Annotated in this window: 24 protein-coding genes; 10 read left to right on the plus strand and 14 right to left on the minus strand. The window is 64.1% G+C overall.

The window, feature by feature from the left end; genetic code table 11:
- Positions 1-9 precede the first annotated feature (9 nt).
- A complete protein-coding gene (locus tag LAN37_12260) occupies positions 10-597 on the plus strand; it encodes a TlpA family protein disulfide reductase (GenBank protein MBZ5647984.1) in 588 nt (195 codons plus the stop codon).
- Entirely contained in the window at positions 594-1,139 is a 546-nt protein-coding gene (locus tag LAN37_12265) for a disulfide bond formation protein DsbC (GenBank protein ID MBZ5647985.1), read from the plus strand. The genes LAN37_12260 and LAN37_12265 overlap by 4 nt, the downstream gene beginning before the upstream one ends.
- Before the next feature lie 21 nt (positions 1,140-1,160).
- On the opposite strand, the gene LAN37_12270 is transcribed toward LAN37_12265, so the two are convergent.
- Both LAN37_12270 and LAN37_12275 read right to left on the minus strand, forming a co-directional pair.
- A complete protein-coding gene (locus tag LAN37_12270; GenBank protein ID MBZ5647986.1) occupies positions 1,161-1,547 on the minus strand; it encodes a hypothetical protein in 387 nt (128 codons plus the stop codon).
- Between the two features lie 9 nt (positions 1,548-1,556).
- A complete protein-coding gene (locus LAN37_12275; protein ID MBZ5647987.1) occupies positions 1,557-1,967 on the minus strand; it encodes a VOC family protein in 411 nt (136 codons plus the stop codon).
- A gap of 181 nt (positions 1,968-2,148) precedes the next feature.
- Between LAN37_12275 and mscL the strand changes: the two genes are divergently transcribed.
- Together mscL and LAN37_12285 are read left to right on the plus strand one after the other, a co-directional pair.
- Positions 2,149-2,595, plus strand: coding sequence for a large-conductance mechanosensitive channel protein MscL (gene mscL / locus LAN37_12280; protein MBZ5647988.1), 447 nt, complete (start codon positions 2,149-2,151; stop codon positions 2,593-2,595).
- 54 nt (positions 2,596-2,649) lie between these two features.
- On the plus strand, positions 2,650-5,226 hold the full coding sequence (locus LAN37_12285) for a protein kinase (GenBank protein ID MBZ5647989.1): 2,577 nt from the start codon (positions 2,650-2,652) through the stop codon (positions 5,224-5,226).
- Position 5,227: 1 nt separating this feature from the next.
- Here LAN37_12285 and LAN37_12290 read toward each other — a convergent pair whose 3' ends face one another.
- Together LAN37_12290 and gltX are read right to left on the minus strand one after the other, a co-directional pair.
- Entirely contained in the window at positions 5,228-6,952 is a 1,725-nt protein-coding gene (locus LAN37_12290) for a glutamine--tRNA ligase/YqeY domain fusion protein (GenBank protein MBZ5647990.1), read from the minus strand.
- Between the two features lie 13 nt (positions 6,953-6,965).
- A complete protein-coding gene (gene gltX, locus LAN37_12295) occupies positions 6,966-8,426 on the minus strand; it encodes a glutamate--tRNA ligase (protein MBZ5647991.1) in 1,461 nt (486 codons plus the stop codon).
- A 99-nt stretch (positions 8,427-8,525) separates the two neighbouring features.
- Between gltX and LAN37_12300 the strand changes: the two genes are divergently transcribed.
- The 3 genes from LAN37_12300 (at position 8,526) to LAN37_12310 (ending at position 14,169) form a co-directional block, all read left to right on the plus strand.
- The gene (locus LAN37_12300; protein MBZ5647992.1) at positions 8,526-9,488 is read left to right on the plus strand and encodes a radical SAM protein; all 963 of its coding nucleotides are present in this window, start codon (positions 8,526-8,528) and stop codon (positions 9,486-9,488) included.
- A gap of 222 nt (positions 9,489-9,710) precedes the next feature.
- On the plus strand, positions 9,711-13,121 hold the full coding sequence (locus LAN37_12305) for a diguanylate cyclase (GenBank protein MBZ5647993.1): 3,411 nt from the start codon (positions 9,711-9,713) through the stop codon (positions 13,119-13,121).
- Positions 13,122-13,404: 283 nt separating this feature from the next.
- Positions 13,405-14,169, plus strand: a complete 765-nt coding sequence (locus tag LAN37_12310; GenBank protein ID MBZ5647994.1) for a cytidylate kinase family protein — start codon at positions 13,405-13,407, stop codon at positions 14,167-14,169.
- A gap of 4 nt (positions 14,170-14,173) precedes the next feature.
- On the opposite strand, the gene LAN37_12315 is transcribed toward LAN37_12310, so the two are convergent.
- From LAN37_12315 to LAN37_12330, 4 genes are all read right to left on the minus strand, one after another.
- Entirely contained in the window at positions 14,174-14,569 is a 396-nt protein-coding gene (locus tag LAN37_12315; GenBank protein ID MBZ5647995.1) for a hypothetical protein, read from the minus strand.
- A gap of 128 nt (positions 14,570-14,697) precedes the next feature.
- On the minus strand, positions 14,698-15,354 hold the full coding sequence (gene fsa / locus LAN37_12320; protein ID MBZ5647996.1) for a fructose-6-phosphate aldolase: 657 nt from the start codon (positions 15,352-15,354) through the stop codon (positions 14,698-14,700).
- A gap of 95 nt (positions 15,355-15,449) precedes the next feature.
- Entirely contained in the window at positions 15,450-16,244 is a 795-nt protein-coding gene (locus LAN37_12325; protein MBZ5647997.1) for a fumarylacetoacetate hydrolase family protein, read from the minus strand.
- Positions 16,245-16,300: 56 nt separating this feature from the next.
- Entirely contained in the window at positions 16,301-17,371 is a 1,071-nt protein-coding gene (locus LAN37_12330) for a hypothetical protein (protein MBZ5647998.1), read from the minus strand.
- 174 nt (positions 17,372-17,545) lie between these two features.
- On the opposite strand from LAN37_12330, the gene LAN37_12335 reads away from it, so the two are divergent.
- Together LAN37_12335 and LAN37_12340 are read left to right on the plus strand one after the other, a co-directional pair.
- The gene (locus tag LAN37_12335) at positions 17,546-18,139 is read left to right on the plus strand and encodes a PilZ domain-containing protein (GenBank protein MBZ5647999.1); all 594 of its coding nucleotides are present in this window, start codon (positions 17,546-17,548) and stop codon (positions 18,137-18,139) included.
- 42 nt (positions 18,140-18,181) lie between these two features.
- Positions 18,182-18,331, plus strand: a complete 150-nt coding sequence (locus LAN37_12340; GenBank protein MBZ5648000.1) for a hypothetical protein — start codon at positions 18,182-18,184, stop codon at positions 18,329-18,331.
- Between the two features lie 12 nt (positions 18,332-18,343).
- Here the strand turns inward: LAN37_12340 and hslU are convergent, their stop codons facing one another.
- The 5 genes from hslU to LAN37_12365 form a co-directional block, all read right to left on the minus strand.
- Complete coding sequence (hslU, locus tag LAN37_12345) at positions 18,344-19,750, minus strand: ATP-dependent protease ATPase subunit HslU (GenBank protein MBZ5648001.1); 1,407 nt, start codon at positions 19,748-19,750, stop codon at positions 18,344-18,346.
- Positions 19,751-19,883: 133 nt separating this feature from the next.
- On the minus strand, positions 19,884-20,426 hold the full coding sequence (gene hslV, locus LAN37_12350) for an ATP-dependent protease subunit HslV (protein MBZ5648002.1): 543 nt from the start codon (positions 20,424-20,426) through the stop codon (positions 19,884-19,886).
- A 102-nt stretch (positions 20,427-20,528) separates the two neighbouring features.
- Positions 20,529-20,969 (minus strand): CBS domain-containing protein, encoded by a 441-nt coding sequence (locus LAN37_12355; GenBank protein ID MBZ5648003.1) that lies wholly within the window; start codon positions 20,967-20,969, stop codon positions 20,529-20,531.
- Positions 20,970-21,220: 251 nt separating this feature from the next.
- On the minus strand, positions 21,221-22,516 hold the full coding sequence (locus LAN37_12360; GenBank protein ID MBZ5648004.1) for an amidohydrolase family protein: 1,296 nt from the start codon (positions 22,514-22,516) through the stop codon (positions 21,221-21,223).
- A gap of 188 nt (positions 22,517-22,704) precedes the next feature.
- Positions 22,705-23,094 (minus strand): RidA family protein, encoded by a 390-nt coding sequence (locus LAN37_12365; protein ID MBZ5648005.1) that lies wholly within the window; start codon positions 23,092-23,094, stop codon positions 22,705-22,707.
- 257 nt (positions 23,095-23,351) lie between these two features.
- Here LAN37_12365 and LAN37_12370 point away from each other — a divergent pair, with 257 nt between their 5' ends.
- Positions 23,352-23,903, plus strand: coding sequence for a hypothetical protein (locus LAN37_12370; GenBank protein MBZ5648006.1), 552 nt, complete (start codon positions 23,352-23,354; stop codon positions 23,901-23,903).
- 87 nt (positions 23,904-23,990) lie between these two features.
- On the opposite strand, the gene rsmD is transcribed toward LAN37_12370, so the two are convergent.
- The gene (rsmD, locus tag LAN37_12375; GenBank protein MBZ5648007.1) at positions 23,991-24,545 is read right to left on the minus strand and encodes a 16S rRNA (guanine(966)-N(2))-methyltransferase RsmD; all 555 of its coding nucleotides are present in this window, start codon (positions 24,543-24,545) and stop codon (positions 23,991-23,993) included.
- Between the last annotated feature and the right edge of the window lie 49 nt (positions 24,546-24,594).

The raw sequence follows: 24,594 nt of genomic DNA on the forward strand, positions 1-24,594 counted from the left end.
GGGCTCAGATTGAAACGTAACATCTTCATTCTTCTGATCGTGATCTTCACGGTCACGCTGATGCTGGTGGTGGGGCGCCGCGCGGCGCAGAACCGTGGCGACTCCGGGCAACTGATGTCGGGCCGCAACCCGCGGGGTTCCATGGCCCCGGACTTCGAACTGAAGAGCACGGAGGGCAAGACGGTCCGGCTTTCGGATTACCGCGGCAAGGCGGTGCTGCTGAATTTCTGGGCAACCTGGTGCCCGCCGTGCAAGATCGAGATGCCGTGGTTCGTGGACCTGCAAAAACAGTACGGCACGCAGGGGTTGCAGGTGATCGGCGTGGCCATGGACGACGATGCCGACAAAGAGTCAGCCAAGATCGGCGAGTTCGCCCACCGCATGAACCTGAATTACATCGTGCTGCTGGGCAACGAGCGGGTCGGTGATTCCTACGGCGGCGTGGAGGGCTTGCCGACCACGTTCTATATCGGGCGCGACGGGAAGATCGTGGCCGCGGTGAGCGGCCTGGTGAGCCACTCCGAGATCGAAGACAACATCAAGAAGGCGCTGGCCGAGAGCCCGGCGGTGGCCAATGCCGGCAGCCAGGGGCGATGAAGCGAGCAGTCATCGGAGTGCTGGCGTGGTGCATGACGGCGCTGGCCGCAGCGGCCGCGCCGGACATCACGGGAGTGCCCGAGCATGTCGTTTTCCTCGGCCCGACCGCCCCGGTGAGGGTCTCGGCGGGACACTCGAGCAAAGTGGCGCTCGAGTTTCGTGTGAGCCCCACCTTCCACATCAATTCCAACACGCCCAAGTCCGAGCTGCTGATCCCCACCCAACTGCTGCTCTCGCCGCCCAGTGATACGGCCATCGGACAGATCCGGTATCCGCCCGGGGTCGATGCGAACTTTGCTTTCGCACCCACGGAGACGTTGAGTGTGTACGCGGGACGGTTCGTCATCACCGCCGTAGTCAGCGCCGCGCGGACCGCGGTCCCCGGCAAGTACCGCGTGCATGGGACCTTGAAATACCAGGCCTGCGACAACCGGGCCTGCTACCCGCCCAGACAGTTGCCGGTGGAGTTCGATGTGAATATCCAGAAGTCGTCGCTGTCGGCCCCTCGGCCGAGCAAACCAAAAGGCACTCATCCACAGTAGGAACCAGCGGCCGGCGCGTTCTCACTCCGTCTTGATCTGCATGGTCTCGTCGATGCTGATGCGCCTGGGGGCGCCGGTGTCGGGCGGCCCGTTGTAGGTGGCGACGATGCGGAAGCTCGTGCCGCCACTGACCTCGGCGCTGTAGGTGTACGGTGGGCGGCTGGTGCGCGACCTGCTGATGGAACCCTTCGAGACCAGTTCGTCCAGGGTGGCGTACTTGCCCTCCAGGGCCAACTGACCACGTTCGGCGTTGGCCAGCACCAGCAGGTCGCTCTTCACCCCGGCGATGTCGATCGTGGTTCTGGTGACACCGGCTCCCTGCTCCGGCCCGCCACCCTGATGGGTGTAGAGGTAGGCGCCGACCCCCAGGGCAATCAGGATCCCGATCATTCCCACCGCTCTCCCCATGCTTCCTCCTTACTTGCGCTTGGTGGATCTCTTCTTCGGCTTCGTCTTCGGCGGCTCCCAGAGCTCGATCCGGTTTCCCTCCGGGTCCATGATCCAGGCGAAGCGGCCGTAGGGGTACTCCCGGACCTTGGCCACGGGGATGCCCTCGGCGCGCAGGGTCTTCACCAGGGCGCGCAGGTCGGCGACGCGGTAATTGAGCATGAAGGGCGCGTGGCTGGGTTCGAAGTACTCCGTGTAGTTGGGGAAGAGGGACCACAGGGTCATGCCGACGTCACCGCTCTTCGCATCCCGCCAGCCGAAGACCACGGCGCCCTGCTTGCGGCGCCGCTTGAGTCCGAGATGGCGCTCGTACCAGGCGTAGAGCTTCTCCGGATCGCGCGCCTTGAAGAAAACACCGCCCAGACCAGTCACACGTTTCATGTGTTCTGTATCCTTGACATCCAATCCGGCGGGAGAGCAGGATGCGCCCGCCGTCCCTGGTGGCAACAATTATAGGCACCCCGGGGCGCTGAAGGAGACGGCAATGCCCGACCCGTGGCCGACTGATTACCTCCCTCATATGGCCAGTCCGGCCCAGCTGTTCAAACCAGGAGGACCGAAAATGATGAAAGAGTTCAAGGAATTCGCGCTGCGCGGCAACGTGCTCGATATGGCCATCGGGATCATCCTCGGGGTGGCCTTCGGGCGGATCGTGACCTCGTTCGTCGAGGACATCCTGATGCCGCCGCTGGGGCTACTGCTGGGGAAGGTGGATTTCTCCAACCTGTTCTTCAGCCTGACGGGGCGGCACTTCGACACGCTGGCAGCCGCCAAGGCCGCGGGCGCGCCCACGATCAACTACGGGATGTTCGTCAACCACGTGTTCAACTTCGTGATCGTGGCGTTCGCCATCTTCCTGCTGGTGCGGCAGGTGAACCGCCTGAAGCGGCAACCGGCGGCGGCGCCGACGACGCGCGAGTGCCCGTTATGCCTGTCGCAAATCCCCATTAAGGCGGTGAAGTGCGCACACTGCACCTCAGAGGTGAAGCCGGCGGCTGCGGGCGCTTAGGTCAACGCAATCGCCCGGCCGGCGGGCGACTCGCACTATATAATGCGCGCCACCATGCCGATCGCAGTGGGGACGAAGCTGGGGCCGTACGAAGTCCAGGGTATTGCAGGCAGCGGGGGGATGGGCGAGGTGTACCGCGCCCGGGATTCGCGGCTCGACCGCACCGTCGCGGTCAAAGTCCTGCCCGACGCGGTGGCGGCCGACGAAGACCGCCTGCGGCGCTTCGAGCAGGAAGCGCGCTCCATCGCCGCCCTGAATCATCCCAACATCCTTTCCATCCACGACACCGGCGCCCTCGACGGCACGCGCTACATCGTCACCGAGTTGTTGGAGGGGGACACGCTTCGGGAGCGCCTCGCCAGCGGCGCGTTGCCGGTCCGCAAGGCCGTGGACTACGCGTTGCAGATCTGCCGCGGCCTTTCCGCTGCTCACGAGAAGGGCATCACCCATCGCGATATCAAGCCGGAGAACATCTTCATCACCCGCGATGGGCGGGTGAAGATCCTCGATTTTGGGCTGGCCAAGCAGGAGGGAGCTGCAGCCGCAGCGGCGGCGACGGTGACGCACAGCCGCCCGGTGGACACCTCGCCCGGCACGGTGATGGGTACGGCCGGCTACATGTCGCCGGAGCAGGTGCGCGGCAAACCCGTGGACCAGCGCACGGATATCTTCGCGCTGGGCGCGGTGCTGTACGAGATGATCTCCGGCAAGCGCGCCTTCCACAGCGACACCGCCGCGGACACGATGAGCGCCATCCTCAAGGAAGACCCGCCGGACCTTACCGAGACCAACCGCAACCTGCCGCCGGGACTGGAGCGGATCGTCCGCCACTGCCTGGAGAAGAACCCCGAGGAGCGCTTCCAGTCGGCGCATGACATCGCGTTTGCGCTCGATGCGCTGACCGGAGTAGGCAGCTCCAGCGGCGCTGCGGCGAAGGTGGACCTGGGCCCGCGGGTAAAGGTGCGGATGGTAGCGGCGGTGATCGCCGTCGCGATCGCGCTGGCATTGGGGATCGCCATGGGAAAGGGGGCTATGCGCACGACTCCGCCCAGCTTCCATCCGGTGACCTTCCGCCTGGGCTGGATGGGGGATGCTCGCTTCACGCCCGACGGCGACATGGTCTACTCCGCCGCGTGGGATGGGAAGCAGCGGGAGCTGTATGTGGGCCGTCAGGGAAGCCCCGGGGAGCGCTCGCTTGGCATCCCTGACGCAGAGGTGCTCGCGGTCTCGAAGAACGGCGAGCTGGCGGTGCTGCTCCACCCCGTGCTCATCTCCGGCCAAGCCAACTTCGGCACTCTGGCGCGCGTTCCACTGAGCGGCGGTGCACCACGTGCGGTGCTGGAGAACGTTCAGTTTGCCGAGTTCTCGCCGGACGGCAGCCAACTGGCCATCGTCCGCTACATCCCGGCCACCGGCGCCTACCGTCTGGAGTACCCCGTGGGAACAACGCTGTATGAGACAAAAGGATGGCTCAGCCACCCGAAGATCTCGCCCAGCGGCGACCGGATCGCCTTCATGGACCACCCCGCCCCTCAAGGGGACGATCGCGGAGAAGTCGCGGTCACCGATCTCAAAGGCCACAAAACCACGCTCTCGAGCGAGTGGGCGAGCGTACAGGGACTGGTGTGGCACGGCGACGAGATATGGTTCGCTGCAAGCCGCGCCGGCATCAGCCGACAGCTGTACGCGGTGACGTTGTCAGGCAAGCAGCGCCTGTTGATCTCCGCTCCCGCCAACCTGCTGGTCGAGGACCTCAATAGCAAAGGCCAGCTCCTGGTGCGGTCGGAGAAGCCTCGCTTGGGTGTGCTCGGACTCGCGCCTGGCGAGACTCGCGAGCGGGAACTGGCGTGGTTCAACTTCAGCATCGTCCAGGACATAACCCCCGACGGCAAGACCATCCTTCTCGACGAGCAGGGAGATGCGGGAGGATCCAATTACCTGATCTACCTGCGCGCTACAGACGGCTCACCGGCCGTGCGGCTGAGCGAAGGAGAAGCCATCAAGGTCTCCCCGGATGGAAAGTGGGTGCTCAGCACCCTGCCTGGTAGCGGTCAGCCGTTGCGTTTGATCCCGGCGGGAGCGGGAGAGCCACGCGACATCACCCACGACAGGATGGATGATCATGGCGACCCCGTCTGGCTCCCCGACGGCAAGCGTGTGCTGTTCGTCGGAATCGAGGCCGGGCACGGTCCCAGGAATTACCTGCTGGATGTCGACACTGGACAGGCAAGAGCCGTCACTCCAGAGGGCACGCGCGGGACGGTGCTCTCTCCCGACGGAAAGGTCGCGGCAGTGCTGACGGCGGACGGTAATCAGGCGCTCTGGGCGCTCGAGGGCGGCGAGATGCGTCCCATCAAAGGCATCGACAGCAAGGAATGGGCCTTCGCCTGGACGTCAGACGGGAAGTCGCTGTATGTCACGCCCAGCTCCGGTCCGGACGCTCTCCCGCGCAAGGTATTCATCTTAGACCCGGTCAGCGGCCAGCGGCGGCTGTGGAAGGCCCTCGCACCGTCGGATCTGACGGGCATCAAGTCGGTGTACCCACCTGCCATCGCGCGCGATGGCGCTGCCTATGCCTACACCTACACCAAGTCGGTGGGAGACTTGTACATCATCGAAGGCGTGAAGTAGCTCAGCCGCGCTTCTCGATCTTCGCCCAGGTGTCTTTCAGCGTGATGGTGCGGTTAAAGACCAGCCGTCCGGGCGCGGAGTCCGGATCCACACAGAAGTAGCCCAGGCGCTCGAACTGGTAGCGTGCGCCGGGTTTCGCGCTGGCCAAGCTGGGCTCCAGCTTGCAGGCGGTGAGGATCTCCAGCGAATCCGGGTTCAGGTTCGCTGTGAACTCCTGTCCTGCTTCGACCTGGTTGGGATCGGGCTTGCTGAACAGCTTGTCGTAGAGCCGCGCCTCGGCGTCGATGGCGTGCTGGGCGGAGACCCAGTGGATTGTCGCTTTCACCTTGCGTCCGTCCGGGGGATTGTTGCCGCCGCGCGTCGCGGGATCGTAGGTGCAGTGAACCTCGACCACCTCGCCCGCCGCATCCTTCACCACGCTGGTGCAGGTGACGAAGTAGCCGTAGCGCAGACGCACCTCGCGTCCCGGAGACAGGCGGAAGTATCCCTTGGGCGGCTCTTCGCGGAAATCGTCTTGCTCGATGTACAGCACCTTCGAAAACTGGACTTTGCGCGTTCCGGCATTCGCATCCTCGGGATTGTTGACCGCCTCCATCTCCTCGACCTGGCCTTCGGGATAGTTGTCGATGACCAGCTTCAGCGGCCGCAGCACGGCCATGGTACGCGGCGCGCGCTTGTTCAGGTCCTCGCGCACGAAGTGCTCCAGCATGGCGATGTCGGTGGTGCCGTTGGTGCGCGAGACGCCGGCGGACGTAACGAAGTTGCGGATCGCCTCGGCGGTGTAGCCGCGGCGCCGGATGCCGCAAAGCGTGGGCATCCGCGGGTCGTCCCAGCCGTTGACCCGCTTCTCGTTGACCAGTTGCAGCAGCTTGCGCTTGCTGAGCAGCGTGTACGTCAGGTTGAGCCGGTCGAACTCGATCTGCTGTGAGGGGAAGATGCCGAGGTTCTCGATGTACCAGCGGTAGAGCGGCTGGTGGTCGGCGAACTCCAGCGTGCACATGGAATGCGTGACCCGCTCCAGCGAGTCCGATTGCCCGTGCGCGTAGTCGTACATCGGGTAGATGCACCACTTGTCGCCGGTGCGATGGTGCTCGGCTTGCAGGATGCGGTACATCACGGGGTCGCGCATGTTGATGTTGGGCGAGTTCATGTCGATCTTCGCCCGCAGCACCTTGGCGCCGTCGGGGAATTCGCCTTTGCGCATGCGTTCGAACAGGTCGAGGTTCTCGTCTACTGAGCGGTCGCGATAGGGGCTGTTCTTTCCCGGCTCGGTCAGCGTGCCACGATAGACGCGCGTCTCGTCTGCGGAGAGATCGTCCACGTACGCCTTGCCCGCCTTGACGAGCTGCACCGCCCATTCATAGAGCTGATCGAAGTAGTCGGAGGCGTAGTACAGGCCGTCCCACTCGAAGCCCAGCCACTTGACGTCCGCCATGATGGAATCGACGTACTCGGTCTCTTCCTTCTCCGGGTTGGTGTCGTCGAAGCGCAGGTTGGTGCGGCCGCCGAATTCGTCCGCCAGTCCGAAGTCGAGGCAGATGGCCTTGGCGTGCCCGATGTGCAGGTATCCGTTGGGCTCGGGAGGGAAGCGCGTCTGCACCACCGCGTCGCCGAACTTCTTGGCCTTGAGATCTTCGACGATGATGTCGCGGAGGAAATTGGACGGGCGCGGCTCGGGTGCGGTTGAGGCCCCGGGTTCAGCCGCAGGTTGTCGTGTGGCAGTCATTAGTCTGCTTATCCTATTGCATCCCCTGTAGCGCATGCTCGATCCGCGCCAGCGTCGTTTCCCGCCCCAGCACCATCAGCGTTTCGAACAACGGCGGCGCGGCCGTGCGCCCCGTCACCGCCACGCGGATCGGCGTGAACATCAGTCCCGCCTTGAGTCCCAGCTCTTTGGCGGCGCCGCGCAGCGCCTGGTCGAGGGCGTCGTGGTTGAACTCGGTCTTGGCCAGCACCTCGCGGGCGCGCTCCAGCACCTTGCGCGCCATGGCCGCGTCGCCCTTCTGCGGGATGAGTTGCGCGGTGTCGTAGGGCGGCAGGTCTTTCCGGAAGAAAAAATCGGCGACGGTCAGCACGTCGTTCAGCAGGCGGATGCGCTCCCGGATCAGGGGCGCGATCGCCTTCATCTTCTCCAGGTCCACCTCGTACCCGGCCCCGCGCACGATGGGCAGCAGCCGTCCGCCCAGCTCGTCCACCGGCATACTGTAGATGTACTGCGAGTTGAGCCAGATGGCCTTGGGATCAAACGTCTCCTCCGGGGTCGCGGCCGGCTCTTTGAAATTGACCACGGCGTTGGCGCGGTTGATGTTCTCCAGGGAGAACGCTGCGACGATCTCGTCCAGCGGCATGAACTCGCGGTCGTCCTTGGGCGACCACCCGAGCAGGCAGAGGAAATTGATGAAGGCCTGCGGCAGGAACCCGGCGTCGCGGTAGGTGGTCACGCTGACCACTGGGCCGTGCTTGCGCTTCGACAGCTTGGCGCCGTCGGGCGCGACCAGCAGCGGCAGGTGCGCGAATTGCGGCGGCTCCGCTCCTGCCGCGCGGAAGATCAGGACGTGCTTGAACGTATTGGGTAAGTGGTCCTGCCCGCGGATGATGTGCGAGATGCGCAGGTCCACGTCGTCGGCGCAAGACGCCATGTGGTACGTGGGCAGGCCATCGGAGCGCAGCAGGGCGAAGTCTTCGATGTCGGCGGTGGACTTGGCCTGCTCGCCGTACACGGCATCGGTGAACCGGATCTGCTCCTCAGTGTCGCGGGGCACGCGGAAGCGCAGCGCGAACGGCTCCCCGGTGGCAGCGCGGCGGTCGCTCTCCGCGCGCGACATCTCTCGCATCTCGAGACTGAAGAGCCACGGGCCCTCGGTGCGATCCCGTTCGCCGACGCTGGGTGGCGTGAAGTCGCGATAGGCCAGGCCTTTGTCGAAGATCGCCCGCGCCATCTGCTGATGCAGCGCCAGGCGCTCCGATTGCCGGTACTCCTCCTGCCAGTCCAGGCCGAGCCAGCGCAGGCCGTCGAAGATCGAAGTCTCGCTGGCATCGGTATTGCGCTCGACGTCGGTATCGTCCAGCCGCAGGATCATGGTGCCGCCGGTGTGGCGGGCAAACAGCCAGTTAAAGATGAACGTGCGCGCGCTGCCGACGTGCAGGAACCCGGTCGGAGAAGGCGCAAAACGGACGCGGATGTTGGCGGTATCAGCCATCAATATTCTTGGGCCCCTAAACCTGCGATGTTACCAGACGTCCGACCCGTGACGCAGCGCACCGACAGGCGTGCAGTGCGCGTGGCACCCTTTGGCAGGATGACGCAGTACGTGCGAAGCCGCTCCGATTTCGAAGCCGCATACGTTGGGCTGTGGCGGTCCGGGGAGCTGCGGAAACGCGCGGAGACAGCCCTCGCACAACTGGCCGAGTGCAGGCTCTGCCCGCGCCAGTGCGCCATCGACCGCCGTACCCAGCCGGGCACAGTGTGCCGGACGGCGCGCCACGCCGTCGTCAGCTCACACTTCGCGCACTCCGGCGAAGAGGACTGCCTGCGCGGCACCCGAGGTTCGGGCACCATCTTCTTCACCCACTGCAACCTGAGGTGCGTCTTCTGCCAGAACTACGAGACCAGCCACCTGGGCGACGGCCGCCCGGTCTTGGCCGAGGAACTGGCGAGCATGATGCTCGAACTCCAGGCCCAGGGCTGCCACAACATCAACCTGGTGACGCCCTCGCATGTCGTGGCGCAATTCCTGGAAGCGCTGGTGATCGCCGTCGAGTCCGGTCTGCGCCTCCCCATCGTCTTCAACACCAGCGGCTACGACCGGGTGGAGACGCTTCGACTGCTCGACGGTGTGGTGGACATTTACATGCCGGACTTCAAGTGGTGGAGCGATCAGGCGGCGGAGCGCTACGCCGACGCGCCGGACTATCCGGAGGTGGCGCGGGCGGCGATCCGCGAGATGCATCGCCAGGTCGGGCCGCTGGTGATGGACGACGAGGGCGTCGCCCTGCGCGGGCTGCTGCTGCGCCACCTGGTCATGCCGGAGGGCGTGGCGGGCAGCCCCGAGGTGCTGAAGTGGATCGCGCGCGAGCTGGGCCCCGACACCTTCGTCAACCTCATGGCGCAGTACTGTCCCGCGGGGCAGGTGACGCCGGAACGATTCGGCGAGATTGCTCGCTGCATCCGGGCGGGAGAGTTCGTCCAAGCGCAGGCGGAGGCCCGTGCCGCGGGGCTCTGGCGCCTGGACCAGCGGCGGCCAGCAAGAGGCCTGTTCTGAGCGGCCTGGAAGAATCCGCTCCCCCGTCCATGTGTCCCCCTGTGCCTTCAGAATCAATACTTTAGTCACATCCCAAAGGCGCCGAACCGGTTGAGTGACCCAGCCCCGTGCGGTATATTTAGACACCCGCGTACGGGCCGTAAGACGGGTGTGAATTCACCCGGTAGCAGGCTGTAAGACGGCTCTCTCCCTGTGCTGAGAACCAGCCGCTGAAAGAGGCGAATGGTGGACGGCGTTTTTGTCGGAATCATCCTCGTACCCAGCATCGCGGCGATCGTACTTTTCGCACTCTTCACCTACCTCTACCAGCAGACCCAGGAGACGTACTTCCGCGCTTGGCAACTGGGCTGGGCCGCCTATGTGCTGTACTTCGGGCTGGTCAGCTGGAACATCTTCGGGCAGATGACGATGCTGTCGCGCTGGGCGGCAAAGCTGTGCTTCGTCGTTACCGGGCTGGCCATCTTTGTGTCGGTGCGCCTGGTGAAGCTGCCGCTCCATTTTCACTGGTATGACGCCGCGCTGGCTCTGACCGGCGCTGTGTGGTCCTACCTGAACGTGCGCTCCGCCGCCACCCGCGCGCCGCTGCTCGTGATCGGACAGCTGGAGATCCCTTACCTGGAGATCGAGGTCGGGATTGCCGTTCTGCTGGCCTGCTGCGGCTACCGCTTCTTTCAGTTGGGACGGCAGCGCGACTCCATGGGATACCGCTTGCTGGGGATTTCGCTGGGGTTCTGGAGCGTGTTGCTGTTCTCGCACCAGTTCCACGACGTTTTCGAGAAGTTTGTCGGCCGCATGGGGCATGTCTTCGGACCGATCCCGCAGATGCTGCTGGGTATCTCCATGGTGATGGTGCTGTACGAGAACGAGCGGCGCAGCGTGCAGGAGAACCTGCTGGCCTTCTCCAGCCTGGACGTGGAGTCTACCAAGCTGATGTCGGCGCCCGAGCTCGCGCCCAGCCTGCACAAGATCCTCGACCGGCTGATGACGGCGCTGAAGGTGGAGCGCGCCGCCATCTGTATCCACAGTCATTGGCGAGAGATCCTGCCCTCCGTACAGCAGGGATTTTCTCCTGAGTTCCTCTCCAGGATGACGGACGGTGACCTCTCCGACTCCATCAGCACTTTCGTCTTCCGCCGCGGGGGCTGGACGGTGTTCCGGGACCTGAAGGAAGACCTGGCGCATCTCCCCCTTACCGGCGATGACCGCGTGCTGCGGCTGCGCGCCATCTTCGAGCGGGAGCGAGTGGAGGCCATGACCTGCATCAGCCTGCAGACCCGCGACCGCGCCTTCGGTGTCATCCTGCTGCCCCACAAGGTCGTCAAAAAGAACTTCGGGTCGTCGCACATCCGCCTGCTGCTGGGCCTGGCCATGCAGATCGGCATGACCCTGGAGAACTACGTGCTCATGCACAAGGCGCAGCGGCGCACCAAGGAGTACGAGCTGCTGACCCAGATCGGGCAGGTGGTCAGCTCGCGCCTGGATTCCGACGAGGTGCTGCGCACCGTGCACAAGGAGCTCGGCCTACTGTTCGACACCGATACCTTCTATGTCGCCTTCATGGATGGCGATGAGATCCGCTTTGAGTACGAGTTCGACGACGGGCAGCTCATGCCCAAGCGGACGCGCCGCGTGGCCAACGGCCTGACCGAGCACATCGTCAGCAGCGGCCAGCCCATCCTGTGCCGGTCGAACATGGAGGAATTGCGCCGACAGTTGGGCGTCAGGCCGATGGGCCGGCCGGCGAAGTCCTTCCTGGGTGTCCCCATCTACCGCTACAACCAGGCGATCGGCGTGATGGCGGCGATGAACTACGAGCGCGAAAACGTCTACGACCAGCGCGACCTCGAGGTCATGGAGACCTCGGCGGGCCAGGTGGCCGTGGCCATGGAGAACGCGCGGCTGTTCGCCGATGAGCAGCGCCGGGCGCGCTTCCTCGCCTTCCTCAATAACGTCTCCAAGACCGCCATCTCCAGCCAGGACGCGGACCAGATGCTGGCCGAGATCGTCAGCGAGATCCAGAAGAACTTCAGCTACGACCATTTCGGCATCGGCCTGCTGGATTACGCCACCAAGGACATCGAGATCAAGGCCGAGGCAGGCACCACGGCCAAGGCGCAGGGCAAGCGCGTGCCCCTGGGCGTAGGCATTCTGGGGCGCGTGGCCCGCACCAACGAGACCGCCCTGGTGCAGAACACCAGCGAGAGCGGGCACCTGATGGGGATCCTGCCGGACGCGCGCTCGGTGCTCTGCATCCCCCTCACCTACGCCGAAACCTTGATGGGCGTGCTGAACGTGGAGAGCAAGCACGAGAACGCCTTCGCCCAACAGGACGTGCTCATTCTGCGCACGCTTGCCGACCTCCTCGCCACCGCCCTGCACAACGCCTTCGTCTTCCAGAAGATGCAGCAGCAGTCCATCACCGACGGACTCACCGGCATCAAGACGCGGCGCTTCTTCCTGGAAGCGGTGCAGGCGGAAGGCAAACGCGCCTCCCGCTCCGGGCGTCCGTATTCGGTGGTCATGATCGACCTGGACAAGTTCAAGGAGGTCAACGACACCCTCGGCCACCTGGAGGGCGACCTGGTGCTGGCCCGGGTGGGACGTCTGCTGGAACAGAAATGCCGGCAATCGAACGTGGTCGCGCGCTACGGCGGTGACGAATTCGTCATCCTGATGCCGGAAACCGGCGTGGAGCAGGCGCAGATCCTTTCGGAACGCCTGCGGCTGTGGCTGGCGACCGACCCCATGCTCAACGAGCGGCGCATCACCGGCAGCTTCGGCGTGGCCAGCTTTCCGGTGCACGGTTCGACGGTCGAGGACATTGTGCGCGTGGCCGACGCCGGCATGTACGTCTCCAAGAAGGGCGGCGGCAATCGCGTCTCTACGGCGGAGGAGTTCGCCGAGGGTGAGACCTCACTGCAGCAGCGGCAGCTCATCGCCTCCTACGTGGAGGGGTTCCTGCAGCGCGAGCACACCGGGCCGGAGTCCGCGGACGAGCTGGTCACCACCCTGCGCAAGCTGGGCAGCTCGGTGAAGGATGGCAGTGCCGCTGAGGTGCTGATGGACGCGGTGCGCACGCTCAACCGCGCCGCCGAGGCGCGCGAGGTCGCCGCCGGCCACGGGGAGGCCGTGGCCCGCTACTCCGATATCATCGCCCATGAGCTGGCACTCTCGGACGAGGAGGCCAGCGACCTGGTCTTCGCCGCGCGCGTGCACGACGTCGGCAAGATCATCGTCCCCGAGCAGATCCTCAATAAGCCCTCCTCGCTGACGGAGGACGAATACCACCTGGTCAAGACGCACACTATCGTCGGCGCGCAGATCATCGCCACCATCCCCGGAAGCCAGCGCATGTGCCAGTTCGTGCGCCACCACCACGAGCGTTTCGACGGGGCAGGATATCCGGATGGACTGAAGGGCGAGCAGGTCCCGCTGGGCGCCAGGATCATCGCGGTGGCGGAATCCTACGTGGACATGATGACCGACCGTCCGTATGCCCCGGCACGCCCGCAGAACGAAGCCATCGCGGAACTGGAATCGCTGGCCGGACTGCAGTTTGACGGCATGGTGGTCCGCATCCTGGTGCGCCAGCTCCGCGGCGAGCGCATTGCCCGCGCCGGCACCAGCGACTAGCACCCATTCCGCAAATGTCGGCGAGCCGGTCTCCGGCAAGCGCATCCCGCTCTGACTGGAGGGCGCCGAGCACCGCTCTTTCCCCGGGCCTGGTGAGCAGCAGCGACCGTACCTCCGCGTCACGCTCCAGTCGTCTGTCGCGCACGCTCGAACGTGAGCCCCGTCACCGCATGCCGTCGCGCGCAGTGGTATTCAGCAAGAAGGCAAATTGTGTCTGAATGCCGCCGAGGAGGTTCAGGTGCCCATCATCACTATTTCCAGAGGGTCCTTTAGTGGGGGCAAAATGCTGGCCGAGGGCCTCGCCAAGAGGCTGGGCTACCGCTGCATCGATCGCGAGGAGATCATCCAGAAGGCCGCGATATGGGGCGTATCGCAGGATGACCTCAGGACCGCGATCGAAAAGCCGCCAAGCTTTCTGGGACAGTCCCAGCACACAAAATACATTTACCTCGCCTTCATCCAGGCGGCGCTGACCGAGGAAGTCAGGACCGGGAACACGATCTACCACGGCCTTGCGGGCCACCTGCTGCTGGGCACTGGGCCTCATCTCCTGCGCACCCGCATCATCGCTCCCATGGAGTTTCGCATCGGCAAGGTGCAGGACCGGCTGAAGTGCACTCGCAAGGAAGCCATTGCGTACATCGAAAAGATGGATGAGGACCGGCGCAAATGGACCCAGTTCCTCTACGGAGTCGATTGGAGAGATGCTTCCCTCTACGACCTTGTGCTCAACCTGGAGCAGATGGACCTGGCAGAAGCGTGCGACGTTATCTGTACCGTTTCGCGGCTGAAGTGCTTCGAGTTCACTCCCGAGAGTCAAAGAGCGATGGACGATCTCGCCCAGGCCAGCCGCGTCAAAGCGAACCTGGCGATGGATCGGGCTACCTCGGACCTTCAGTTCGAGGTGATCGCGCAAGGCGGATCGGTGTCCATCAAGGGGGAAATCGTGAGTCCCGATCAGGCTAAGAAGGTCGCCGGCATCGTCCGGGCGGTACCTGGCGTCACGGAGGTCCACCTGAACGAACTGGCGCTGGCGACTCGATTCTGAAGCACTACGACTGGTGCAGGCCGCTCCAGTCCTCCGCCACCACGATGGAGTCCCCCGGGTTTTGCGGATCGTACTTCACCGAGGTCGGGATCCCGAGCTTGCAGGAGTGCAGGTCCACGCGGTGGCGCAGGTAGGTGACGTCCTGGGAGCACTCGTACTGCACGCCCGCGACGTCGTACTGGTAGATGAGCAACTGCATGCCGGCATGGCCGTTGGAAGCGGCCTCGTTGACGTCCAGCACGGTGCCGTCGGTGATGCGCCCGAACGTGTTCAGGCGCGCGCGGCGTTCCTGCTCGATCTGTTGCGGCGTCCGGCGCTGGCGCAGCGCCCAGTACATGATTCCCGCGACGATGGCGGCCGCCCCGCCAAAAAGGTAGGAGTAGAGACGAAGTGAAGTCATGCCCACCCGATCACTCTGATGGAAAGAATGTACTACGAAGGGAAGAGCGAACGCATCCGCAGGCAACCCTGGAACAAAGGCAGATTGCAGAAGTCCGATCGAAGAAGTAACTTCTGCGATCCGACTTCCTACTTCTGACTTTTTTTGGGCAGCTTCTCCCAATCCTTCAGGAAGTTCGCCAGTCCGATGTCGGTCAGGGGGTGCTTGAACATCTGGTCGAGCACCTTGGCGGGCATGGTGGCGACGTGCGCGCCGGCCAGCGCGGCGTCGATCACGTGCAGCGGATGGCGCAGCGAAGCCGCCAGCACCTGCGTCTTGTAGTCGTAGTTCTTGTAGATGGTCAGCAGTTGCCGCACCAGGTCCATACCCACGTGGCCGATGTCATCCAGGCGCCCCAGGAAGGGGCTCACATAGGTGGCGCCCGCCTTGGCCACCAGCAAGCCCTGGTTGGCTGAGAAGCAGAGCGTCAGGTTGGTGCGGATGCCCTGCTCGGAGAGGCACTTGCACGCCTTCAGCCCCTCGCGCGTGGTGGGCAGCTTGACCACGATGTTCTTGTGCCAGGTGGCATAGTCCTGCGCTTCCTTGCACATGGTGCCGGCATCGGTCGCGATCACCTCGGCATTCACCGGCCCGTTCACGATCTTGCAGATGTCCAGGATCTGCTCTTTGAACGGCTTGCCTTCCTTGGCCACCAGCGACGGATTGGTGGTGACGCCGTCCAGGATGCCCAGCGCGGCGGCTTCGCGGATCTCGTTCAGATTGGCGGTATCCAAAAAGAATTTCATCGTAGACCAGCCCAGTCGTCGAGGATTGGTGATTTGTGAATTGTAATTTGTAAAGTGGCCTAAATATCCGGAAATTACAATTTACAAATTACAAATCACACATCCAACTTTTCATCCACCACCGGATTTGCAAGCGACCCGATCCCTTCCACCCTGACTTCGACCGTGTCCCCGGCCTGCAACTGTCCCACGCCGGCGGGAGTGCCGGTGGGAATAAGGTCTCCCGGGAACAGCGTCATGACCCGCGTGATGTAGCGCAGGATCTCTTCGATGGAGAAGATGAACTGTCGCGTGTTGGCGTCTTGCCGAAGCTGGTCGTTGACGCGCGTCTGCACCTGCACGCCCGCCCAGGGATCGATCTCGTCGGTGACGATGGGCCCCACCGGGCAGAAGGTGTCGAAGCCCTTGCCGCGGGTCCACTGGGTGTCTTTCTTCTGGATGTCGCGCGCGGTGACGTCGTTGGCGCAGGTGAAGCCCCGGATGTATGGGCGCACGTCGTCGTCGCGGCGCAGGTTGCGGCACGTCTTGCCGATCACGATGGCCAGCTCGCCCTCGTGGTCCACGCGTTGCGACATGCTGGGCCGCACGATGCGCTCTCCTGGCCCGATCACAGTTGAGGGCGGCTTCAGGAACGTGAGCAGCTCTTCCGGTACGGGATTGCCCAGCTCCTTGGCGTGCTCGCGGTAGTTGCGTCCCACACAGACGATCTTCGATGGGCGGACTGGCGGGAGAAGCCTGAGCTCCTGTAGGGATCGAGGTTCCGTGAGTGACAACGCCCAATGCTCTTCCGGAGGGCCATAGCCAAAGGGAAACACCGTCTCGTGGCCGGCCTTCGTTTCCACAAACCCGTAGTGAATGCCATTCGGTTCCAGAAATCGACAATAGCGCATGGGGCGATCAGTCTAACCCGGACGACTGAGTACTGGGTATTAAGTACTGGGTACTTCTATTGCGGCACGGTCTCGTGCGCCTCTTCCGACCGGCCGCTTTCGTTGCCCCGTAAGTCTACCGCTGAAACGGCGTAGTAGGAGGTGGTTCCGGCCGCGACGTCGGCATCGCGGAACGCGGGCGTCTTCACCAGTTCCGAGTTGGCTTTCCCTGGCGCTGCGCCTCCTACATGCCGATAGACGTTGTAGCCCGCCAGATCGGATTCCGTGTTCGGCGCCCACGTCAGGTCGATGAACCGCTGTTGCTCCAGCCCGGAGAACACGGCTTGCAGGCCGGTCGGAGCGGCCGGCGGGAACGAATCGTGGACCAAAACCTTTAGTGGCGGCGAGTCGTCGCCTTCTACCTCAGCGACGACCTCGCTTCCGTGGGTCACGGTGGTCACCACCGTGAGGCGATACAGGTACGTCTTCTCCCACTCGAAGTTCCGGTCGGGCATGGCAACCGCGGGCTGGTTGCGCAGCCTGACCTCGCCCAGGACCGCGTCCGTCTCCGTGCCCTCGAGGCGCCGGTACACGCGGAAGAAGTGGCCGAGATCGGGGCTCTCGTGCTCGTGGAGTTGCCCCGTCCACATCAGGACAGGCCCGTCGGGGGTGACCTGTGCGCGGAAATCGGCGGGCGGCGCGAGCGTCGGTGCGACCGTGACGCGCACCTGGTTCGAGAGGCCGGCGCTGCGGCCACGGTCGTTGACGGTTTCCACGGCATACGTGGCGAAGGCGGTCGGGTTTTCTCGCTGCAGCTGCCGGGCCAGCGCATCGCTATATGCGACCTTGGCCGATACCGGCGTTTGGGAAGCTTGGAGCACGCCAATGGGCTGCGGGCACTCGTTGATGACCGGCTCGCCGACGCTGCGGCAGACCCGCGTCGGGCCAAGACGCTTGAGATTGGCCTTGTCAGTGGTCTCGCGCGGGACGGTCCAGGTCAGAGACACCTGGTCGCCCTTGCGCGCCGCCTTCAGGTCGGAGACCGGCTGGGGGAGATACAGCGAAGGCGGCATGGGCGCGCCCGGCGAGCCGCAGGACACCAACCCCAGCAGCGCCATCGCGACAAGAAGGATTTGTGCCGATCTCATGAAACGCGCAACAGCGTATCAGCAACCCCTCGCTGGTCGCTAGTCGTTCCTCGCCGGACACCGATCTCGGCCTTGCACAAAGGTACTAACTGCCATGCACCATCGGCATCTACGAAGACGCCGGTCGTTGCGGTATGAGTAGTCTTTGCACTCTTACGTGCCAGGAGACCGGTCATGAGCCGCACGCTGATGAACATCATCGGACGCTGTTCGCACGAATTTTCCTGGCCACGCCGCTGGTCCGACGGCATGTATTACCAGGTGTGCCTGCTGTGCGGCGACGAGTGGAGCTACGATTGGAAGAAGATGCGGCGGACGGAACGCATCACCGCCAGCCGCTTCGCCGAGCGCGTGATGGAGGGCATCCGCAAAGGGCCCGCCCGGCAATCACATGCGAGCAAGAAACCCACGTGGTCGCCACGGGCCCGGCGGCTGAAGCTGGAGAACCGCGAGATGAAGTTCCGCGAGCGCGGCAGCAGCGAATGGCTCCCCGGCGAGGTCGAGAACATCAGCAACTCGGGCGTGTTCTTCCGCACCGACAACCCGGTGCGGGAGAATGCCGCCGTCGAATTGATCCTGGAAATGCCCAAGGAGATCACCGGGCAGGAGCACAGCACGGTCTTGTGTTCGTGCACCGTGGTCCGCACCGAGGCACCCGAAGAAGAAGGCAAGCCGAAGGCCTACGGAGCGGTGCTGTGGGATTATCGCTTCCTGCACGAACATCGCGACCGCAGGCACTCCGTCCTGGCCTGTGATGGCAATCACTGACATCCGTTCCTGATGGCGCGAAGCTACCTCCAGAGGTGAGGTATGCCCATCCTCGTCATGGGGATCGTCGCGTTCATCACGTTTGTGATCATCGTGGGTCTGTGCGTGGCGGCGGCGCTGGAAGAGCCCAGCGCGCCGGAGGCGACCAAGCCCGAGGAAGTGAAGGGGAAGCCCTTCAAGCGCGCAGCGTAGCGTGGCCAGGATTCAGAGGATGTAGCGCGACAGGTCCTGGTCCTTCACGATGTCGGCGACCATCTTGCGCACGTAATCGCCATCCACCTTCACATCCTTCTCTTTGAGGTCCGGTGCGCCGAAGCTGATCTCGTCGAGCACCCGTTCCATGATGGTGTGCAGGCGGCGGGCGCCGATGTTCTCCGTCCCCTCGTTCACCCGGAAGGCGAAGCGCGCGATCTCTTCCAGCGCCTCGCGCGAGAACTCCAGCTTCAGCCCCTCGGTCTCGAGCAGCGCGGTGTACTGCTTGACCAGCGACGACTTGGGCTCGGTGAGGATCTTGATGAAGTCCTCGATGGTCAGCGATTGCAGCTCGACGCGGATGGGGAAGCGCCCCTGCAACTCGGGGATCAGGTCGCTGGGCTTGGAGACGTGGAACGCCCCCGCGGCGATGAACAGGATGTGATCGGTGCGCACCATGCCGTAGCGCGAGTTCACCGTGGTTCCTTCGACGATGGGCAGGATGTCGCGCTGCACCCCTTCGCGCGAGACGTCGGGCCCGTGGCCGCTCTCACGCCCGGCGATCTTGTCGATCTCGTCCAGGAAGATGATGCCGGACTGCTCCACGCGCTCCACCGCTGTGCGCGTGACCTGGTCCATGTCGATGAGGCGGTGCTCCTCTTCCTGGATCAGGTAATCGAAGGCCTCGCTGACCTTCATCTTCCGCTTCTTGGTGCGCTGGCCGAAGATGTTGGGCAGCATGTCCTTGATGTTGACGTCCATCTCCTCCACGCCCTGGTTGGTGATGATCTCGAAGGCGGGGAAGGACTTCTCGCGGACGTCGAGCTCGACCACGCGGTCGTCGAGCTTGCCCTCGCGGAGCTGCTGGCGGAGCTTTTCGCGCGAACGCGTGTAGGACTCGCCGGTGCCGCTCTCCAGCACGAACCCGGCGCCGCCGGCATGGCTGGGGGCGGGGGCGGGCGGGGGGAGCAGCAGGTCCAGCAGGCGCTCCTCGGCGTTGAGCTCGGCTTTATCGGCGACGTCGTCGAGCTTCTCCTCGCGCACCATGTCGATGGCGATCTCCACCAGGTCGCGGATCATCGACTCCACGTCGCGGCCCACGTAGCCCACCTCGGTGAACTTGGACGCCTCGATCTTCAGGAAGGGCGAGCCGGCCAGCTTGGCCAGGCGGCGCGCGATCTCCGTCTTGCCCACACCCGTGGGGCCGATCATGATGATGTTCTTGGGCAGGATCTCTTCCGCGAGGTCCGGCGGGAGCTTCTGCCGGCGCATGCGGTTGCGCAGGGCGATGGCCACGGAGCGCTTGGCGTTCTTCTGGCCCACCACGTACTTGTCGAGCTCGGCGACGATCTCGCGCGGGGTCAGCTCGTCCAGCGAGAGGGTCTCTTCTTCAGCGGTTCCGGGTAAGTAGATGGCCATAAGAGAAGTACTCAGTACTTAGTACTCGGTACTCAGTTCACCCCGAGTAGTCCCCCACATTCATTAGACGCCCAAAAGCTCGTTTCGCTGCAGGACGTTCCGCCCTGCATCGCCGCCGACCGACGACTGACGACTAGAGTTCCTCGATCGTCACCTTGTCGTTGGTGAAGATGCAGATCTTGGCCGCGATCTTCATGGCCTCCTCGACGATCTTGCGCGCGGGAAGCTGGGTGTTTTCGAACAGGGCCCGCGCTGCGGCCAGGGCGTACGGTCCGCCGCTGCCGATGGCCGCGATGCCATCGTCGGGCTCGATCACGTCGCCGGCGCCGGAGATGAGGAAGGTCTGCGTGCCGTCGGCGACAAGCAGCAGGGCCTCCAGGTGCCGCAGGGCCTTGTCGGTGCGCCATTCCTTGGCCAGCTCCACCGCGGCCCGGCCCAGGTTGCCGTGATACTGCTCCAGCTTGGCTTCAAAGCGCGAGAACAGGGAAAAGGCGTCGGCGGTGGAGCCGGCGAACCCCGCGAGGATCTTGTCCTCGTAGAGGCGGCGGATCTTGCGGGCGGTGTGCTTGACCACACCTTCGCCCATGGTGACCTGTCCGTCGCCGGCCATGACAACTTTCCCGTCACGACGGACGGCCAGCACGGTCGTCGAACGCACTGGTGGTTTCTTTCTCATGAGGACAATCTCTGATTATAGCAGCGGGGCAACAGGAGGCAGGGAGCAGAAGGCAGCGGCAGCAGCAGGTCCGCGCCGGCATCCTGCCTCCTGCACGCTGGTCTAGTCTCCGCCCGGGGCGTCGTTGGACATGGCGATCTCGATGGAGTCGAGCTGCTGAGTGAGCTCGTCGATCTTGGACTGGAGCAGATTGCGGATAGAGAGGATGCCCAGCAGCACACCGTTCTCGTCCACGATCGGCAGATGGCGGTAGTGGGTATTGATCATGGCGGCGAAAGCCTCGCCGGGCGAAGTCTTGAGTGTGGCCATGTCGAGGTTGGAGGTCATGTAGTCGCGGACCATGACCTTCTTGGGGTCGAGGCCGCTGAGGGCCAGCTTGCGCAGGACGTCGCGCTCGGTGAAGATGCCGGCCGGCTTGCCGTCGCCGTCCACCACGCAGACCGCGCCCACGCGGCGGTCGACCATGGCCTGGATGGCTTCGGCGCAGGTTGCACCCAGAGGCACCTTGGCCACGGGCTGATCGCACAGGTTGAGGATGCTCATGATGTCCTTCCCCCAAAGACCACAGGGAGATTTGGGCATTATGCGTATGTAGACGCAAGAGTCAAGGGCTCTGGCTACAAATTAATCTGCTGTTATCCATCCATCTGGCGGAGGCCGGCCGACCGTGCCGAGCAAAAGCAAGTAAAAAGGCAGAAGTCAAATTGCAGATGCGAGGCACTCGCGAGCGCAGTGGTACTTCTGCAGTCTTCGTTCTCACTTCTGCGATGCCTTGGTCGTCGCCGCGAAAGCGCCTATCTCGCACCCGCCAATTCGTTCTTGAATACCTTCCCGTCCTTCATGACGAAGCGCACGTCCTTGAGCACGCTGACGTCGTGCAGCGGGTCACCTTGGACGGCGATGATGTCGGCGTAAGCGCCGGGGGCGATGACCCCGAGTTGTCCCTGCATGTCGAGCAGCTCGGCGGCGCGTGCGGTGGCCGACTGGATGGCCTGCATCGGGGTCATGCCGAACTTCACCATGTAGCCGAACTCCTGGGCCATGGACTCAGTCCACAAGAAGCCCCCGACATCGGTGCCAAACGCGATCTTCACGCCTGCCTTCAGCGCGCGGTTGAACGACGGCCCGTGGAGCTCGACGCGCAGGCGGTCGCGCTTGCCCTCGGGAGTGTTCTCGGGAGCGTTGTGATAGTAGTAGGCGCTCAAGGTGGGGACGAGCCAGGTCCCTTGTTTGACCATCTGTGCGATCGCGGGGTCGTCGAGATCGAGTCCGTGCTCGATGGAGTCGCAGCCGCCGTCGAGTGCGCGGTGCAGGCCGACGCCGCCGTAAGCGTGGCAGGCGACCTTGTGGCCGTTGGCGTGCGCCTCGTCGGTGATGGCCTTGATCTCGTCCAGGGTGAGCGTGGGCTGTACGCCGAGCTTGCCGTCGGGTGTGGCCCAGGAGCGGTGCGTCATGTACACCTTGATCCAGTCGGCGCCCAGCTCGAGCTGCTCGCGCACCGCCTTGCGCGCTTCGACGGGGCCGTCGATAAGCTGCGCGCCCTTGGGGATGGTGAACTCGATCTCCGGGGCGTAGCCCTCCAGCGGATAGCCGTAGGTGGTGGAGATGGCGCGGGTGGTGGCGAAGATGCGCGGGCCGGGAATGTATCCGCCGTCGACCGCCTGCTTGATGCCGACGTCGCCGGCGCCGGCGCCCTCGGTTTCGACGTCGCGGATGGTGGTGAAGCCCTGCTCCAGGCAGCGGCGCGCGGCGACTGTGGCGCGCGCGGCTCGGAAGGCCAGACCGTGCTTCAGGAGCTGCGCGTCGTAGCCGCCCTCGGATGGCTCCTCGCCTTGCAGGAAGATGTGCGTGTGCGTGTCGATGAGGCCGGGCAGGACGACGGCGTTGCCCAGGTCAATCACCTTTGCCCCGGCGGGCGCGGCGCCGCCCACGCTCACAATGCGGTTGTCCTTGATGACGATGACCTGGTTGTGCAGCGGCTGGGCGGACTTGCCGTCGATCAGAGTGCCGGCGCGGAGGACGGTGATGCCGTCAGTTTGGGCGTATGCGGCGAGTGAGAACAGAAGAACAGCGAATACGATCTTGCGCATCTCGGGGCTTCTCCTGGTTCAAGAGGGGTAAAGGAATACGCCGAGCCGCGACATTTATCAATAGAGTAGGGGTCCTTCGACTCGGCGCCGCCAGCTCCAGGCGGCGCCTCGCTCAGGATGACGCCATCAAGATCCCTTTCTAATCCGCAATATCGGCGTCGATCAGCGCCGATAAAGTTGGCCCGGAGCTAGGACGACACCACTGCGTCCACCTCGATCTCGACCAGCATGTCGGGATCGACCAGGCGGGTAACGGCGACCAGGGTGGCGGCGGGCCGGACGTCGCGGAAAATGGTGCCGTGCGCCTTGCCGACTTTCTCCCAGTCATTAATGTTGGTGACGAACATGCGCGTGCGCACCACGTCGTGCAGGCTGGAACCGGCCTTCTCCAGCGCCGTCTGGATGTTCTTGAAGATCTGCATGGCTTGGACATAGGCGTCGCGCTTGCCCACGATCTTGCCCTCCGGCCCGACGGCGGTAGTGCCGGCGACGAAGACCTGATTGCCGATCCGCACAGCACGAGAGTAACCAACCACCGGTTCCCATGGTGTGCCTGAGGAGATGTTCTGTCGTTGCATGCTGGTCATACCTCATTCAGGATGAGCGAGATTGTCGCATTTGACGCGGTTTCTTGGCAGCAGTCGGCAGGCGAGAGTGCGAAAACGACGGGGAAGGAAACCGGGATGATGCTTTCGGCTTCTAACCGAGCAAGAGTCCCCGCGGGGGAATAGCCGCCAGGGGTGCGGTGTCCGAAAGATACTTGCGTCTGCCGGGGAACTGCGTTAAGTAACGCGCAAAGCACCGCGAATCGGAGTGGGGAGGACAGGATCTGAACATGGTCCCGGAATCACATCCGCTGAACCAGTTGTTCCTGGAGCTGGTACGCCGCAACTTCGAGGAGTTTGTGGGCTTGCGCGACCCCGAAGTGGGCGCGTACATCGCGAACCTGCTGGGCGAGTTCTGCCAGACGGAGCAGCTGTACAGGATCCGCGATGCGGCGGGACGCCCGCTGCACGACGTGGGCGAGATGCTGTTGGAGTCCAACCCCATCTATGGGCCGGCGCCGTCGTTCGACCGTGAGCGCCAGGTGCGCAAGCACATCGGCGACTACTCCCTGTTCTTCACCGGGATGTTCCCGGAGAGCATCAACCGGTGGCGTCTGCGCCGGCAGCGCCTGGAGAACTTCATCGACTTCATGCGAGCGGGCAAAGAGAGCTACTTTATTGTCTCGAAGTTCGAATACTTCGAGTACGCGAAAGTCGCGCCGCTGTTCAAGAAGCTGTCGCACGAATTCGAGCGCTGCGTCGTGGGGCTGAACATGGTGAAAGCGGAGCTCGACGTGATGCAGCACCCCATCGCGAGGCAGGCAAGAGAAATCATCATGTGACGCCGCTTGGCGGGGCGTCTGAGCCCCGCCGGCGTCATCCTGAGCCGAAGGCGAAGGATCTCACGGCACGGCTGAGGTCGCCCGTCGCTACACAATCCTGTAGAAGCTGAGCACGGCGTCGCCCTGCTTGAGCGTGCGGGTGCGCTGGAGGGAACCGAAGCGGTCGCCGGGATCGAAATGTTTGTCGTGTTCCGCGATCACAAGCGACGAAGGCAAAAGCAGGCGCGAGGTGGAGAGGAAGCCGAGGGTGCGGGCGTAGGCCTGGTGCATGCGATAGGGCGGATCGAGGAAAAGAAAATCGCAGGCGACGGCCTGTGACTCGAGCAGACGGAGGGCGGGCTCGGCCCCACGTTCGATGACCTCGAATCCTTCAGCGACGCCAAGCGAGGCCAGGTTTTCGCGGATCAGAGCGGCGGCCGATCTCGCTGCCTCTACGAAGTAGACGTGGCGCGCGCCGCGGCTCAAGGCCTCGATGCCGACGGCGCCGGTACCCGCGAACACGTCGATCCATAGCGATCCCGCAAGGCTGGCCGCCACCACGTCGAACAGGGTCTCGCGCAGGCGGTCGGAGGTGGGACGCAAGTCCGTGCCCGGCAGGGACTTGAGACGGCGGCTGCGGAATCGGCCGGCGATGATGCGCATGGGAAAAATCTCACCACAGAGACACACAGCGCGCAGCGGATCCGTTTGG

This window comes from Terriglobia bacterium (genome assembly GCA_020073495.1).
In the GTDB taxonomy this organism is placed as follows: Bacteria; Acidobacteriota; Terriglobia; order Terriglobales; family Acidobacteriaceae; genus JAIQFD01.